The organism is Jatrophihabitans sp. (assembly GCF_036388195.1).
Taxonomy (GTDB): domain Bacteria; phylum Actinomycetota; class Actinomycetes; order Mycobacteriales; family Jatrophihabitantaceae; genus Jatrophihabitans_A.
Window position 1 is genome coordinate 1 of the sequence record NZ_DASVSG010000134.1, and the last position, 15141, is coordinate 15141.

At 67.9% G+C, this 15141-nt stretch carries 12 protein-coding genes and 3 tRNA genes; 12 read left to right on the forward strand and 3 right to left on the reverse strand.

The window, feature by feature from the left end; translation table 11 throughout:
• Positions 1–378: 378 nt before the first annotated feature.
• The gene (locus tag VF612_RS13645) at positions 379–1590 is read right to left on the reverse strand and encodes an acyltransferase family protein (RefSeq protein WP_408660400.1); all 1212 of its coding nucleotides are present in this window, start codon (positions 1588–1590) and stop codon (positions 379–381) included.
• Positions 1587–3464 (reverse strand): hypothetical protein, encoded by a 1878-nt coding sequence (locus VF612_RS13650; protein WP_408660401.1) that lies wholly within the window; start codon positions 3462–3464, stop codon positions 1587–1589. The genes VF612_RS13645 and VF612_RS13650 overlap by 4 nt, the downstream gene beginning before the upstream one ends.
• Before the next feature lie 187 nt (positions 3465–3651).
• Between VF612_RS13650 and VF612_RS13655 the strand changes: the two genes are divergently transcribed.
• Positions 3652–4599, forward strand: a complete 948-nt coding sequence (locus VF612_RS13655; RefSeq protein ID WP_408660402.1) for a DUF3068 domain-containing protein — start codon at positions 3652–3654, stop codon at positions 4597–4599.
• Here the strand turns inward: VF612_RS13655 and VF612_RS13660 are convergent.
• Positions 4580–5407, reverse strand: coding sequence for a class I SAM-dependent methyltransferase (locus VF612_RS13660; protein ID WP_408660403.1), 828 nt, complete (start codon positions 5405–5407; stop codon positions 4580–4582). The two genes, VF612_RS13655 and VF612_RS13660, sit on opposite strands and share 20 nt — an antisense overlap.
• A 214-nt stretch (positions 5408–5621) precedes the next feature.
• Here VF612_RS13660 and rpsA point away from each other — a divergent pair, with 214 nt between their 5' ends.
• The 11 genes from rpsA to VF612_RS13715 form a co-directional block, all read left to right on the forward strand.
• Positions 5622–7079, forward strand: a complete 1458-nt coding sequence (rpsA, locus tag VF612_RS13665) for a 30S ribosomal protein S1 (RefSeq protein ID WP_408660404.1) — start codon at positions 5622–5624, stop codon at positions 7077–7079.
• A 94-nt stretch (positions 7080–7173) separates the two neighbouring features.
• Positions 7174–7872 (forward strand): hypothetical protein, encoded by a 699-nt coding sequence (locus VF612_RS13670; RefSeq protein WP_408660405.1) that lies wholly within the window; start codon positions 7174–7176, stop codon positions 7870–7872.
• Between the two features lie 19 nt (positions 7873–7891).
• Entirely contained in the window at positions 7892–8500 is a 609-nt protein-coding gene (coaE, locus tag VF612_RS13675; protein WP_408660406.1) for a dephospho-CoA kinase, read from the forward strand.
• A 118-nt stretch (positions 8501–8618) separates the two neighbouring features.
• A tRNA-Gly gene (locus VF612_RS13680) sits at positions 8619–8691 on the forward strand.
• Positions 8692–8735: 44 nt separating this feature from the next.
• Positions 8736–8806 (forward strand) — tRNA-Cys (locus VF612_RS13685).
• A 40-nt stretch (positions 8807–8846) separates the two neighbouring features.
• Positions 8847–8918, forward strand: a tRNA-Val gene (locus VF612_RS13690).
• Between the two features lie 802 nt (positions 8919–9720).
• Complete coding sequence (locus VF612_RS13695) at positions 9721–10860, forward strand: hypothetical protein (RefSeq protein ID WP_408660407.1); 1140 nt, start codon at positions 9721–9723, stop codon at positions 10858–10860.
• A 23-nt stretch (positions 10861–10883) separates the two neighbouring features.
• The gene (locus VF612_RS13700) at positions 10884–11729 is read left to right on the forward strand and encodes a fumarylacetoacetate hydrolase family protein (RefSeq protein ID WP_408660408.1); all 846 of its coding nucleotides are present in this window, start codon (positions 10884–10886) and stop codon (positions 11727–11729) included.
• Between the two features lie 41 nt (positions 11730–11770).
• Positions 11771–12535 carry an SDR family oxidoreductase gene (locus tag VF612_RS13705; protein WP_408660409.1) on the forward strand — a complete coding sequence of 255 codons (765 nt, stop codon included), beginning with the start codon at positions 11771–11773 and terminating at the stop codon, positions 12533–12535.
• 84 nt (positions 12536–12619) lie between these two features.
• A complete protein-coding gene (locus VF612_RS13710) occupies positions 12620–14332 on the forward strand; it encodes a non-ribosomal peptide synthetase (protein WP_408660410.1) in 1713 nt (570 codons plus the stop codon).
• A gap of 2 nt (positions 14333–14334) precedes the next feature.
• Positions 14335–15141: asparagine synthetase B family protein (locus VF612_RS13715; protein WP_408660411.1), on the forward strand; the 807-nt coding region annotated here is incomplete at its 3' end.

A 15141-nucleotide genomic window follows, 5' to 3' on the forward strand; every position in this document is an offset into this window, starting at 1 on the left:
TGCGCCGCAGACGCCCTTCCGGGCGGGCCTGCTGCTCGGCCTGCTGGCCGTCCTGGGGCTGCTGGCGCTGGCCGTCCCAGCCCGGCGGAGACCTGGTGTCGACCGGGATCAGGCGGCCGCCGTCGGAGAGCGGTCGACACCTCGCCACCTGCCGGAAGCGCTGTGCCTGGCGGCCTCGTTCGTGCTGGCCGGCGTCGTCGGGGTGGCCGTCGCAGCCGGGGTGATCGCGCTCAGCTGGCTGGCCGGGCGCAAGCTGGCCGAACGGTGGCAGGACGGGCTGCCCGCCTGGTCCCCGGCAGCGGCGGTCCTGCTGGCCGGCTGCGCCGAGGCGCTCCGGCCGAGCGGCGGCCCGGACCCGCTGGCCGGCTCGTCGGTCGTTCAGGCGCTCTGCGTCGCCGGGGTCTGCCTCGCGGTGCTGGGCGTGCCCAGGTTGCGCCAGGTCGGCCGGGAGAACCGGCGCAGCAGCGGCCGCTCCAGCAGGTACCAGGACAGCGCCCCCAGCACGGACGACGACACGGTGGTGAGCACCAGCAGCTTCCAGAAATGACCCTGCCAGATCGGGATGTCCAGCGCCCGCTGCAGGAACAGCAGCGCTGGCAGGTGCCACAGGTAGACGCCGTAGGAGATCTGGCCGAGGAACCGCGACACCCGGTTGCCCAGCACCCGCCCGATCACCCCGCCGTCGCCCAGGGTCAGCGGCAGCATCAGGAAGAACACCACCGCGGCCTGCAGCAGGTTCTTGGCCAGGTGCTCACCGGCGGCCGGCATCGCCAGGTCGATGGGGCCCGCCAGCGGCAGGGTCAGGAACCAGTACAGCAGGATGGCCAGCAGCCAGCACAGCTCCGGCGCTCCGGCCCACTGACTCAGCACCTGCCGGGTCCGCAGCAGCGCGGTGCAGCCGGCCGGCGCGGCCGACAGCGCGGCCAGCAGCATGCCCAGGGCGAACCAGTCGATCGTCCCGGGCAGCCACTTGGTCGCGACGTAGCCCAGCGAGTCCACCTCGAACACGGTGATCTGCCACGCCACGCTGGCGGCCAGCAGCCCGCCGACCAGCAGGCACTGGCTGAGCAGGATCTCCTCGGAGCTGCGCCGGCCCCGCAGCGACAGCGCCAGCAGCGGGACCACCGCGTACAGCGACACCTCGGCCACCAGGGTCCAGATGTGGGTCAGCGACGGGTCGACGTCGTGGCCGTTGTAGATCTCGGTCAGGCTCAGGTAGGACAGCCAGTCGGCCAGGCTCGCCCGCCGGGTGCTGAGCAGCCCCAGCGTGACGACGGCGGTCACCCAGAAGGCCGGCAGCACCCGTACCGCGCGCCGCCAGTAGAACCCGCCGGCCCGAGGGACGGGCAGCCGGCGATAGGCCTGCGCCACGAACGGCCGGTAGAGCAGGAACCCCGAGAGCATCAGGAAGATCGGCACCGCGGTGTCCAGCCGGGACAGCCAGGGCGCCTGCGGGCCGGTTCCGAACGACCGGCCGGACTGGAAACCGACGTGGGTGAGAATGACCGCGTAGCACGCGATGGCCCGCATCCCGTCCAGGGCGTCGAAGTGCCGGGACACCTCGGCGCCGGCGGTCCTCGGCGCGCTCATCGCGTCCCCGCCGGGTATGGCACGCCCACCACGATGGCGCCGATGCAGACGTTGTTGCCCGGGCTGTCGCTGCGCACCACCAGCGACTCCACCGTCGTCAACGGCAGCCGCAGGTAGAGGCTGGCCAGCTGGTGGGGCAGCTCCAGGCGCTGGCCGCCGACGGGCTCGACGGTCCTGCCGTCCTGGTCGCGAAAAGCGAGGTAGAGCACCGATGCCTTCTGTTGCAGGTAGTCGATCTGGACGAAGTACTCGTTGGAGCCCAGCCGCCGTGACAGCGGGATCGTCCAGCTGCCCTGGCCGTGCACCAGCCTGGTGCACGCGCCGGTGGCCGGCCCGATCTGGGTGGCGACCGGTAAGAGGGCGGCCGGGGCCAGGCCGCCATCGTCGGTCACCAGCAGCGGCTTGCTCGCCGAGTCCTGGAAGCGGGCGGGCACGCGGGCCAGCCGCAGCAGGTCCGAGATGTGGTTCTGCCCGGCGTAGAAGACCAGCACCGCCGGCGGCACCCGGCTGTCCCACAGGTTCACCTCCGGCCCGGCGGCGCGTACCGAGCTGGTCAGCGTGTCGACGTAGGCCTCGGACGGGTTCTGCGCCCAGCGGTGGGTGAAGGTGGCGTCGGAGACCCCGCTGGACACCAGGAACAGCGTGGCCAGCGCCGCTCCGGCGATCCGCAGCCGCCGCCGCACCGGCAGCGCTGGGCGGGCCGCGCGCCGGTCGCGGTCGGTGACCCGGGACGCCACCTCGGCAGGGGTGCTCGGCAGCAGCGCCAGCGCCGCCGCCACCGCCAGCGGCGCCGCCACCGGGAAGAGGTAGTTGAACGAGCGGGGCGACAGGTCGCCGAAGGTCTGGAACCGGCCCAGCGCCACCACCAGGGTGCTGATCGCGAAGGTGAGGACGGGCAGCGACCAGGCCAGCAGGCTCCGGATCCCGGTTCGGCGCAAGCCGGCCAGGACGGCGGCCACGATGCAGGCCTGGCCGAGCAGCACGGCGGCCAGCGGCGGATCGGCGATCGGGAAGTACACCTCGCCCCAGTAGACCCACCGCCAGGGGCCGCCCAGCACAGCCGGCCCCAGCGCGTCCAGCCAGCCGACCCGCAGCACGCGCAGGGCCGAGGCGGGGCTGAGGGAGTGGGCGGCGCCGCCGTACGGGCCGGTCAGGAAGTAGTACAGCCAGCCGCCCAGGGCGCCGGCCAGCACCAGCCAGCCCGGCCAGCGCCGCAGCGTGGCACGCAGCCGTGCCCCGGGGCCGCCGGGATGCAGGAATCCCAGCGACATGATCGGCAGCAGCAGCGCGGTGATCCCGGAGAGCTCCCAGAACGACAGGGCGCCGAGCAGGGCGAGGGCGGTTCCTGCTGCCAGCCGGAGCCGTCCGGTCACGGTGTAGCGCACGTGCAGGTCGATCGCCAGGATCACCAGCAGCTGCGAGCAGACCAGGTCCACCGAGGTGGTCAGCCAGAGCGTGCCGGGCACCAGCAGGGTTCCGAAGGCGTACCAGCCGGTCAGCAGCAGCACACCGGGACGGCGGCCGGCCAGCAGCACCAGCAGCCGGTGCAGCAGGACGGTCGCCACCGCCTGCAGGACGATCCGGGCGGCGATCGTGATGGCGTAGTTCAGCCCGGTCTCCCGGTTCATCAACCAGAAGAGCAGCCGCAGGCCGGGGACGAAGTGGTCGTTCACCGGAGCCGACAGGTAGCGCCAGTCCAGGTCCTGGCCGGTCGCCGCGCCCAGGTAGCTCAGGTCGTCGCCGTAGAACCAGCCGCGGCTGGCGAGGTAGCCGAGCAAGCCGGCCTGGGCGAGCACGATCAGGGCCAGCCCCGCCGGGTAGCTGATCGGGGACGGGGCGCTCTCGTGCTTGGGGAGTTGAGCCGTCGTGCTCATGCTCTCCTTCTGCCGCTCGGGCGCCGGGATCGCGGCTGGATGGTCAGCCGCCGGGTGCCGTCGCGACCGGCTCCCGGCAGAGCGCGGCCGCTGACGTTGACGAGTGTTTCGCACCAGATGCTACGGACCAGCCTTACCCGCTGGTAGCGTCGGCCAATCGTTGGCCCACTGTAAGGGGAATCGAGCTGTGCGCAAGATCCTTGTTCCCGTCCTGGTAGCGCTCGGCATCTTCAGCCTGGTGGCCGCCGGCTTGCTGCGCTTCTACGCCCCGTCCCGGGTGGAGAAGGCTCCGCTGGACCTCCTGGTGCCGCAGCAGACCGCGACCGGGCCCGCCAAGGTGTACAACGTCGCGGCCGGCAAGCTCGAGGATGTCGAGCTGAGGGCGACCCGTCAGGTGGTGGCCGACTCCGCGGCGTCGGACTCGAAGGTGGTGGTGAACCAGGTGACGCTCTGCATCGTCAAGGTGATCGACGACCCGCCCGACTGCGGCACCGACCCGAAGGACCCCCGGATCGTCCGGATCATCGTCGACCGGGCTCCGGCTGACCGCAAGACCGGCCTTGCGGTCAACGACCCCAAGTACAGCGAGAATATCGACGGCGCGCCGGTCAAGCACGAGGGCCTGACCTACAAGTTCCCCTTCCACGCCAAGAAGACCACCTACAAGTTCTTCGACGTGAACTCCAAACTGGCCGCCGACGCCCGCTTCATCGGCACCGACAAGGTCAAGGGCCTGGACACCTACAAGTACGAGGCAGTCATCAAGGACGTTCCGCTCGAGCTCGGCAGCAATATCCCCGGCGTGTACTCCGATACCCGCGTGGTCTGGGTCGAGCCGAGGACCGGCGCGATCGTCAAGGGCACCCAGCATCAGGTGCGCGCCACGACCACCGGCACCACGGTGCTCGAGGCAGATCTGGTGTTCACCGACGCCACCATCGATCACCAGTCCAAGCTGGCCAAGGACGGGCTGTCCAAGCTGCGGCTGCTGACCGTGATCGTGCCGCTGGTCCTGCTGGTGGTGGCGTTGCTGGCCTTCGCCGGGGCGTTCCTGCTCTACCGGCGGACCGACGGCAACGGCCACCGAGCCCGGCCGGGGCAGCCGGCGGTCCGGGTCAACGCGCCGCCTCAGTGACGAAGATGGCGGTGCCGGGCAGCAGCCGGCCCCGCAGCGGCGACCACTGACCCCACTCCCGCTCCAGGTCATCGGGCCATTCCGGCTCGATCAGGTCCAGCAGCCGGAAGCCGGCGCCGACCAGCTCCCGGACCCGGTCGCCGAGCGTCCGGTGCTGCTCGACGTAGGTCGCCTGGCCGGCGGAGTCGAACTCCACGTACGGGCTGCGGTCGAAGTACGACATCGTCGCGGTGAGGCCGTCCGGGCCGGGGGAGTCCGGAAACGCCCACCGGACCGGATGGCTCACCGCGAACACCCAGCGCCCGCCCGGCCGGAGCACCCGGGCCACCTCGGCCATCACCGCGGCGGAGTCGGCGACGAACGGGATCGCCCCGAACGCGGTGAACGCCAGGTCGAACGAGCGGTCGGAGAACGGCAGCCGCTGGGCGTCGGCCTGCACCAGCGGCACCACCGTGCCGGTCGCGGCCCCGGCCTGGACCGCGTGCCGGAGCATCCCGCCGGAGACGTCGAGGGCCACCGGCCGGGCTCCCTGACCGGCCAGCCAGCGCGAGCACATCGCCGACCCGGCGCCGACCTCCAGCACCCTGGCGCCGGCCAGCGAGCCGCCGGGTCCGAGCAGCCGGGCCTGCTCCTCGCGCACACCCTCGGGGCACCAGACGAAGTCCGAGACGCCCAGGAAGCCGCCGTGCTCGGCGTGGTAGCTGTCGGCATCGGCGTCCCACCAGCGCCGGTTCGCCCTGGCGGACTCCGCCGCGTCGACCTGCCGGCGGGACACGCCGACCGTCCCGAGCTCGGATTCGGTGCCCATGCCTGGACAATCTAACCGGCACCGGCGCCCCTAGCGGATTTCCGCGTGGACAGGGCTCTGGAGTAGGCTAGGCGCCTGCGGTACAGGTCTGTGGCCTCGACATGGAGTAGGCCACTCGTCCACCTCCTGCTGGCGCCACCAAGCCCGCCCGAGACTGGCTCGAACCCGGACTCGTCCCGCGCCGATCTAGAAACTGTCAGGACCTACCTACTACATGACGTCCACAATCGATCCGACTCGCACCACCCCGCAGGTTGCAGTGAACGACATCGGCTCCGCCGAAGACTTCATGGCGGCAATCGATCTCACCATCAAGTACTTCAACGACGGAGACATCGTCGAAGGCACCATCGTCAAGGTCGACCGTGACGAGGTCCTGCTCGACATCGGTTACAAGACCGAAGGCGTCATCCCGTCCCGCGAGCTGTCCATCAAGCACGATGTCGACCCGTCCGAGGTCGTTTCCGTGGGCGATGAGATCGAGGCCCTCGTCCTGCAGAAGGAGGACAAGGAAGGCCGGCTGATCCTGTCCAAGAAGCGCGCGCAGTACGAGCGCGCCTGGGGCACGATCGAGCAGAAGAAGGACAACGACGAGGTCGTCGAGGGCACCGTCATCGAGGTCGTCAAGGGTGGCCTGATCATCGACATCGGCCTGCGTGGCTTCCTGCCCGCGTCGCTGGTGGAGATGCGCCGGGTCCGTGACCTGCAGCCGTACGTGGGCAAGGTGCTCGAGGCCAAGATCATCGAGCTGGACAAGAACCGCAACAACGTGGTGCTCTCGCGCCGCGCCTGGCTGGAGCAGACCCAGTCCGAGGTCCGCAGCGACTTCCTGAACAAGCTGGCCAAGGGCCAGGTGCGCACCGGCGTGGTGTCCTCGATCGTCAACTTCGGCGCGTTCGTCGACCTCGGCGGCGTGGACGGCCTGGTGCACGTCTCGGAGCTGTCCTGGAAGCACATCGACCACCCGTCCGAGGTGGTCGAGGTCGGCCACGAGGTCACCGTCGAGGTGCTCGACATCGACCTGGACCGCGAGCGGGTCTCGCTGTCGCTCAAGGCGACCCAGGAGGACCCGTGGCGGCAGTTCGCCCGGACCCACGCGATCGGCCAGGTCGTGCCCGGCAAGGTCACCAAGCTGGTTCCGTTCGGCGCCTTCGTGCGCGTCCAGGACGGCATCGAGGGCCTGGTGCACATCTCCGAGCTGGCCGAGCGGCACGTCGAGATCCCGGAGCAGGTCGTCAACGTCGGCGACGAGCTGCTGGTCAAGGTGATCGACATCGACCTGGAGCGCCGGCGCATCTCGCTCTCGCTCAAGCAGGCCAACGAGGGCGCGCTGGCCGAGGAGAACTTCGACCCCTCGCAGTACGGCATGGAGGCCCAGTACAACGACAAGGGCGAGTACATCTACCCCGAGGGCTTCGACTCCGAGACCCAGGAGTGGCTGCCGGGTTACGAGGAGCAGCGCGAGGCGTGGGAGAAGCGTTACGCGGCGGCCCGGGAGCGGTTCGAGGCGCACAAGCGCCAGCTCGAAGGCGCTCAGAAGGCCGACGCCGAGGCTGCCAGCGACGGCGGCGAGGCGACTTCGTACTCCTCCGAGGCTCCGGCTGAGACCAGCGGGACGCTGGCTTCGGACGAGGCCCTGGCGGCGCTGCGGGAGAAGCTGGCCGGCCGCTGAGCCTGCCCCTCGACGGGGTTCGTTCGTACTACACACCAAGCCCGGGAGGTTCGCCTCCCGGGCTTGGCGCTGTGCGGACGCTACCGTTGCGGGCGTGGCAGGCAGATCCGCATCCACCGCCGTGGCGGTGCTCGCCGGCGTGCTGCTGGCCGGTTGCACGCAGGCCGAGGCGCCGAGGGACACCGGCAGCTCGTCGGTGTCCAGCGCGCCGGTGTCGAGCGCGCCGTCCTCGTCGCGGGCGTCGGTCTCGCCCTCGCCCACGGCCGCCGCCACCGGTGAGCCGTCGCTCGGCGGCCGGTGCGAGGACCTGCTGCCCGTCGGGACCGTCAATATCGCGCTGCGCCGGACGGTGATCGGCCGGACCGCCTTCGTGCTGGGAGTGGCCGAGCCCGACATCGGCCGGCTGACCTACCTCAACTGCCGGTACGGCCTGGCCGCTCCGGTGAAGGGCAAGCCGGCGCCGGCGCCGCAGGTGGAGATCGGGATCAGCCTCTACACCTCGCCGGCCCAGGCCAACCGGCGGGTGCAGGCCACCATCGACTACTACCGCGCCCACGGGGCGGTGGACCGGGCGGTGCGGGTCGGCAGCGCGCCGGGCACGGTGCTGACCGGGTACGGCCTGCCTACCGTGGTGGCGGCCGCCGGGCCGAGGACGGTGGCGGTCTCGGTCACGCCGAAGCTGCTGGCAGGGGGCGGCACTGCCCAGCTGGCCGCGCTGGCCAAGGCGGCGCTGGACGCCACCGCGAGCCACACACTGGGCTCCGCGGCTGCCTCGCCGAGTTCGACCGGCTGACGTCCGAGCGGGCTGTGCGGTGCTGAGGATCGGGCTGACCGGCGGGATCGGCAGCGGCAAGAGCACGGTCGCCGCCCGGCTGGCCGAGCTCGGCGCGGTGGTGATCGACTCCGACCTGCTGGCCCGTGAGGTGGTCTCGGTCGACAGTCCCGGGCTGGCGCGGGTGGTCGAGCGGTTCGGGCCTGCCGTGCTGGCCGCCGACGGCACCCTGGACCGGCCAGGGCTCGGCCGGCTGGTGTTCGGCGACCCGGCGGCGCTGGCCGACCTGAACGCGATCGTGCACCCCCTGGTCCGCGCCCGCAGCGAGGCCTTGACCGCCGAGGCGGCCGCAGCCGGAGCGGTCGCGGTGGTGCATGACATCCCGCTGCTGGTGGAGAACAAACTGGCGGCCGGTTATGACGCGGTGATTGTCGTGGAGACGCCGCTGGAGCTGCGGTTGCGACGGCTGGCCGGCCGCGGGCTGGATGCCGAGACCGCCCGGGCGCGGATCGCCGCGCAGGCCACGGACGAGGAGCGCCGGGCGGTGGCCGACATCGTGCTGGACAACTCCGGGACGGTGGCGGAGTTGACCGCGCAGGTGGACGCGGCCTGGGCGAGGCTGGTCGGTGGCCGTTCCGGTGGCGGCTGAGCTGCTGGCGGCCTGGCCGCCCCGGTTTGGAGCGGGCATCGGCCATCGGCTAAAGTTTCGCACGGTGCCGGTGCTGGCAGCCTCGGGTGATCGGGGCAGAACGCCGGGTAGACACCATGCGGACGTAGCGCAGCTGGTAGCGCACAACCTTGCCAAGGTTGGGGTCGCGGGTTCGAATCCCGTCGTCCGCTCGGTGGACGCCATAGGCGTTCCCCAGGCCGGGCAGCCGGTCCCTGGTGGAGTGGCCGAGAGGCGAGGCAACGGCCTGCAAAGCCGTGTACACGGGTTCAAATCCCGTCTCCACCTCGTAGCCAACTCTCGCGGTTCGCCGCGTGCGTTGGAGTACGGGCGATTAGCTCAGTGGGAGAGCACTACCTTGACACGGTAGGGGTCACTGGTTCAATCCCAGTATCGCCCACACGTTCAGGCCCCGGATTCCGGGGCCTGTGGCGTTTGAGGGCTCGGTCGCCACATCGCTCACAGGGCCTGGGGCCGCATCGGGGCCGCATCGGGGCCGCGAGAGAATCACTGCGGAGGGCGTTCCGGCTGCCCCGCTACGGCGTCGGGATCCTCATCGAAGAGGTCGGCGTAGCGATCATCTCGACGCTGTCGCTGGCAGACCCTCGACGACCGTGCGTATCACCGCACCATAACGCTGGCAGGCACGTTATGCAGGGTGTCTGCAAAAGCGGGCTCCTGGCCAAGGCTAGCTGTTAAACCCAGATGAATTAACCCGATCAGATAAGTGACTTGCATGCGGCTATGACGTTGTGTTGCGCCACCGGACGTGGAAGCGTGTATGGCAAGCCACTTACCTTGGCCCAACACTAATCACCGCTCAACCACCGGCTAAACACGCTGCAAGTGTGAAGATAGCGCTGGATTGCAACTTCAGCTGACGCGCCATTACACAAGGCAGTGCTTGTGGAAGGCTGTTCAAACCCAGCAAAACCGTAGGATCCAGGCATCTGGCCCACCTTCGTGTAAAGATTCTGCGAGGAAGAACTGCCCGAATTTACCGATCAGTCAGCTTGCGCTCGTTCTGCCCCTATGCCTAACATCGTTTCCAGAGCGGACATCATCGCGGGTGGTGGAGCACCGGCATACACGCTCTAGGGATTAGTTGGACTGAATCTCCTGCATCGGTATCGCAGATCCGACAAGCCAGTCAACCTCCGCTCGCTGAGCGATGACAAATCAAGACTGTAAATCGCAGCTGCGTGCTTCTGCTGCTGCCCCCGCCCGGTGTCTCGCAATTCCAGCCTCAACGCACGCTGCGTGCGTTACAAGTGACGTCTGATCGAGGAGTGCACGATATGCCCTTAGCTAGCAATCAGCTCACAGAACCGTCGAAAGTTACGCTGCTCGACTGCACGCTCCGCGACGGTTCGTATGCCGTCGATTTCCAGTTCGACGAGGGGTTCGTGACGCATCTGCTGTCCCGACTCAACGACACCCCCATACGCAAGGTCGAGATCGGCCACGGCATTGGGCTCGAGGCGGAGCGAAGCGGGATCAAGGCCGGCAACATCGGCCATTACCGCTGGTGCGAGATCGCCGATTCGACCTTGACGAACACATCGTGGGGAATGTTCGCCCAGCCCGAGTTCACACGCCTGGACACCGTCGCGGATCTGAGCGATCGGGGGATGTCGTTCGTGCGGGTCGGCATGGAGCCGGACCGGGTTGCCGACAACCTCGACTACATCGAGCGTGCGACCGATGTGTGCGAGGAGGTGTACCTGAACCTGATGAAGACGAGCGCGACGCCGGCCGATCAATTGCTTGACATGCTCGACGGAGTCACCTCATCCATCACCGGCGTCTATGTCGTCGACTCCTACGGCGCGATGTTGCCTGAGGATGTCCAACGTTACGTGAGCACGGTGAAGGAACGGTTCCCTGTTGTCGGATTCCACGGTCATGACAATCTCGGCCTGGCCAACATCAACAGCATCACCGCCATGCAGGCCGGGGCGACCGTTGTTGACGGCACGCTCAACGGCATCGGCCGGGGATCGGGCAACGCCGCAATCGAATCGCTGGCCGGAATCCTCAAGATCCGGGAGGGCGACCTTTTCGACTATCAGGAGCTGGCGAAACTGGCCGAGTGCTGTCGGGTCAACATGGATGTGATCCGAGAGGACCGAACCATGCAGGTCCTTGGTGGTGTGATCGGCATCCACTCGGGTTTCTTCCCGCTGGTGGAAGAGCTGGCCGCCGAGTACCACACCGATCCGGCGCGCCTGATGGAGACTGCCGTCGTGATCGCCGAGCAGAGCCCGCGCAAGGCCGACTTCCAGATCGCGGCCAGCCAGATCGCCGACCAAGCCGACCTGCCGAACAAGGTCTCGGTCTAACCAGCCTCGGAAGGGAGAAGCAAGTGAGACTGGCCAGATTCGAGTCAGGTGCAAGCGGGTCCGACATCGCCGTGGGCCACCACGACAAGTGGTTCAGGCTGACGAGTCTCCAGGGTTATCAGAACGTCACTCGACTCGGCGACATCGCCGGCAAGCGGCAGTTGCGTGAGCTCACCGAATCCGTCGAACAGCAGGTAGACCACCTCGCCCCGGCGAGCTTGGACCTCGAGATCGCGGCCACCATCGCCGATCGCGACACCGACATCTGGGGCGCCGGGCTTAACTACCGGCGTCACTCCGACGATCTGAATTCTCAGCAGCCCGGCTCAGGGCCTGGTTCCTACCTCAGGCCGACCAATTGCCTTATCAACAATGGTGGTCACATCGAACTGCCTCTGCAGTCCAAGCGCGTGACCGCGGAGGCGGAGCTGGGGCTCCTCATCGGAACGTCGTGCAAAAACGTGTCGCGCGACAGCTGGCGATCAGTGGTTGCCGGAGTCACCGCCGTCCTGGACATGACCGCCGAGGACGTCATCCGCGAGAATCCCCGCTACATACCGTGGGCCAAAGGGTTCGATACCTTCTGCAGCGTCGGTCCGGTCTTGGTGACCCTGGACGAATTCAGTGACGACGCCATCGAGTCCATCAGCATCACCACTGTCCGGAACGGGGAAACGATCGCGACGGCAACCCCATCGGACATGAAGTATGACTTGGGCTACCTGGTGGAGTACTTCACCGCGGGGCGCACGCTCGAACCCGGCACGGTGATCTGCACCGGAACGCCAGGGGCCACTGTGATCAACCCCGGCGACACGATCCAGGCAGTCGTGGAGCATGTCGGCACGCTCACCCACCCAGTTCGCTAGCAAAGCCGCAGACCCGCGATGACGAGCTTGGAGGTGTGATCATGTATGGCTTGGCAGGCAAGCGCGCACTGGTGTTGTGCGGGACCAGGGGCATAGGCCTCGGTGTCGCGCGTTGCCTGGCCGGTTACGGCAGTTCGGTGACGATCTCGGGCGCAAGTGAGGCCAGTGCTGCTGAAACGGTCCGGAATCTGCCGGGAGCCGGCAACTCATGGTTCGCCTGCGACTTCGCAAAGCCTGGTGAAGTCGGCGACAGGGTCGCTGACACCGGGCCCTACGACATCATCCTGCTCAACTCCCCGGGCTCGGCTCCCAGCACGGTGGATCAACTTTCTGCTACGGCACTTCAGCAGTCGATCGACCTGATGCTGCTGTCCATACAGAGCGCCGTCACAGCAGGCCTGCCCGCGATGAGGCGAAATGGGTGGGGGCGCCTCATCGCCATCACCTCCACATCGCTGTCGGCGCCCATCAGCGGACTAGCCGCGTCCTCCGTCGCGAGATCGGCAGTGCAGTCCTACCTGAAACTACTGGCCGAGAGCGTGGGCCGCTTCGGGATCACAGTCAATCATGTGATTCCCGGCAAGATCGACACCGATCGGCTTCGGGCGGTGGAAGCGGCCACCGCCGAAAGACTGGGAGCGGACGTCGACTCGCTGAAGGCGGCAACGCTGGACACGATCCCGCTGGGGCGCTACGGCACCCCTGAGGACATCGGGGAGCTGGTGTCGTTTCTCGCCAGCGACCAAGCGGCCTACATCACCGGAACAGGAATTCGTTGCGATGGCGGGTTGACCAGATCGATCTGACCGAGCGGGGATGACACGACTGTGCACCAGCACGGCACCGCATCCGCAAGCGACAGGAAGAGAAGGCAAGTGGAAACTCAGCAAATGACCCTACTCGACGGTATCGACCGGGCGGTGCGTGAATTTCCCGACAGCGATGCCTTGCACACCGTGGACCGGACCATCAATTACCAGGCGTTCGGCGAACTGACCGATGACTTCGCGCGCCGGTTGGAAACGTGCCTGTCGCCCGGCGAATTCATCGGCATCGAGGGCAGCCGTGGCATGGGTGCGATCGTGGCCATGATCGGAGCGGTAAAAGCCAGGCGGCCCTTCGTGGTCATCGACAGTCGCGACAGCGCATCATCGAACTCCGACAAAGTTCGATTGCTCGGCGTCAGGCTGCTGGCCCGGCCCACTTCGGGAGACGGCCGCGTGGACCTCATTGAGGTACCGGCGCAGTGGCGGCACGAGGACCATGCGCTTGTCCCCGGCGATCGACCGCTACGCGAATTCCCCTTCGCCGACGGCGAAGTCTGCTATGCGATCTACACATCGGGCTCCACCGGCGAGCCCAAGTGTGTCCTCGTGCGCACGGCCCCGCTCGCTTCGGTGATCCACGACCACGTCGAACGCTTGGCGGTAGGTCCGGGGTGCGCGACGCTGCAATTCGCCCGCCTGACCTTCGACGGATGCATCACCGAAATCTTCTGGACGTTGAGCGCGGGGGCCCGCCTGGTGGTGCTGGACGAGGCTCACCTCGCTCCGGGAGCCGTCCTGCAGAGCACGTTGGAGCGGTTCCGGATCACGCATCTGAAGACCACTCCCTTCGCCCTGACCGTGACAGAACCCACCGATGCGATGCGCCTGCAGCACGTCATCAACGGCGGCGGGTCCTGCCGGCTGTCGGTGCTCCAGAAATGGTCGGCGGTGGCGAGCTTCCACAACGCATACGGGTTGACCGAGACCACCGTGTGCAACCTCCTGAGTGCCCCGCTCGATCCGAGCGCCTGCCGTGAGTCGGTTCCGCTCGGGGAGTTGGTGGGCGACTGCGGGTACTACATCCGTGATGTCGACGGCGCGTCCGCGGTGGCCGAGGGTGCGGTCCGTCGCGGCGAACTCGTCATCACCGGTGACAGCGTGGCGGTCGGCTACCTCACCGAGCACGGCGTGCAGCCGTTCGGCCGAACAGGTGGGACCAGTGCCTACCGCACTGGTGACATCGTCGAACTCCGCGACGGCCAGCTCCACTTCGTCGAGCGGCTGGATCGGCAGGTCAAGGTTCGCGGCTACCGGCTCGACCCGGGTGAGATCGAGAACGCCGTATGCCGGCTCGATTCCGTCCGGGACGCGGTGGTGGTGGCCGAGGCGCACGATGACACAGCTGCCGCCGCCCTGGATGCTCTGGTGTGCTACTACCAGGGGAATCTCGATCCACGATCGGTGCGCCAGCATCTGGAGGGGATCCTCGACCCGTACAAGATCCCTTCGGTGTTCACACGTGTCGAGGCGTTCCCCTACACCCCGAACGGAAAGCTTGACCGGGACGCTCTGCGAGCGAGCCGTCGGTCGATCGTTGCCCAGAGCGAGCCTATGTCCCCGAGCTTGCAGGTGCTGCACCTCGCACGCAACCTCACCGGGATCAGTGATGTCGAGCTTGATGACAACTTCTTCGAGGTGGGTGGCGACTCGGCATCGGCTCTCGTGCTGGTGAACAAGATGAAGGAGATGGGCTGGATCGACGCGGGGGTCCGGGACGTGCTGCGAGCGGAGAACCTGCGGGTCCTCGTCGACCAACTGCAAGAACGGAGCGTGTAGGCATGTGTGGCCTGTGCGGGACCTTCGCGCCCGACAGAACCCTGAACCGAGCTGTCGCCGCGGCGATGCATTCCCGACTGGTCCACCGTGGACCGGACGAGACCTACTCGCTGAGCACGCCGGAGCTGTCGGTCAAGCTCGGCCGCCTCGGCATGACCGCGCTGAGGGACGGCTGGCAACCGGCGGAAGACGGCACCGGACGGTTCGTAGCCATGACCAACGGAGAGGTGTACAACTACCGCGAACTCTGCGCGAGCCTGGGAAACCCCCGGCCGGAGAACAGGGTCGACGTGGCGGTCATCCCGGAGATCTTCGCGCGTTACGGACCGGCCGGCCTGGAGCTCATCGACGGGCAGTTCGCCACCGCGATCTACGACCGGGCCGAGAACAGCCTGTACCTGGGACGCGACCGCTTCGGTATCTGCCCGATGTACTACACCGTCCTCGACTCGCATGTGCATTTCTGCTCCGAGCTCAAGCCGCTGGTGAAGAGCGTGCCGAACTCTTGGCGGCTGGACATCAGCTCTGTCGACCAATACCTGTCGCTGGGAAACATCGTCGCGCCCCGAACGCTGGTGAAGGACGTCCTTGCCGTTCCACCGGGCTGTGTGGTCAAGTTCGGCGAGGACGACCCGCAGACCATTCGCTTCTGGCGATACGGGGAGTTCGCGGCCGCGGATCTGCCCGCCACAGCTGAGGACATTCGAGCCACCCTACAGGGCGCGGTTCAGGACCGCCTGCGCGCGGATGTCGAGATCGGCGCCTATCTGAGCGGCGGGTTCGACTCCACGGCGCTCGTGATGGAGGCG

Coding starts and splice junctions, on each gene's coding strand:
- VF612_RS13660 (WP_408660403.1), bottom strand. CDS start 5,407: ATGGGCACCGAATCCGAGCTCGGGACGGTCGGCGTGTCCCGCCGGCAG.
- VF612_RS13710 (WP_408660410.1), top strand. CDS start 12,620: ATGACCCTACTCGACGGTATCGACCGGGCGGTGCGTGAATTTCCCGAC.
- VF612_RS13650 (WP_408660401.1), bottom strand. CDS start 3,464: ATGAGCACGACGGCTCAACTCCCCAAGCACGAGAGCGCCCCGTCCCCG.
- VF612_RS13705 (WP_408660409.1), top strand. CDS start 11,771: ATGTATGGCTTGGCAGGCAAGCGCGCACTGGTGTTGTGCGGGACCAGG.
- rpsA (WP_408660404.1), top strand. CDS start 5,622: ATGACGTCCACAATCGATCCGACTCGCACCACCCCGCAGGTTGCAGTG.
- VF612_RS13645 (WP_408660400.1), bottom strand. CDS start 1,590: ATGAGCGCGCCGAGGACCGCCGGCGCCGAGGTGTCCCGGCACTTCGAC.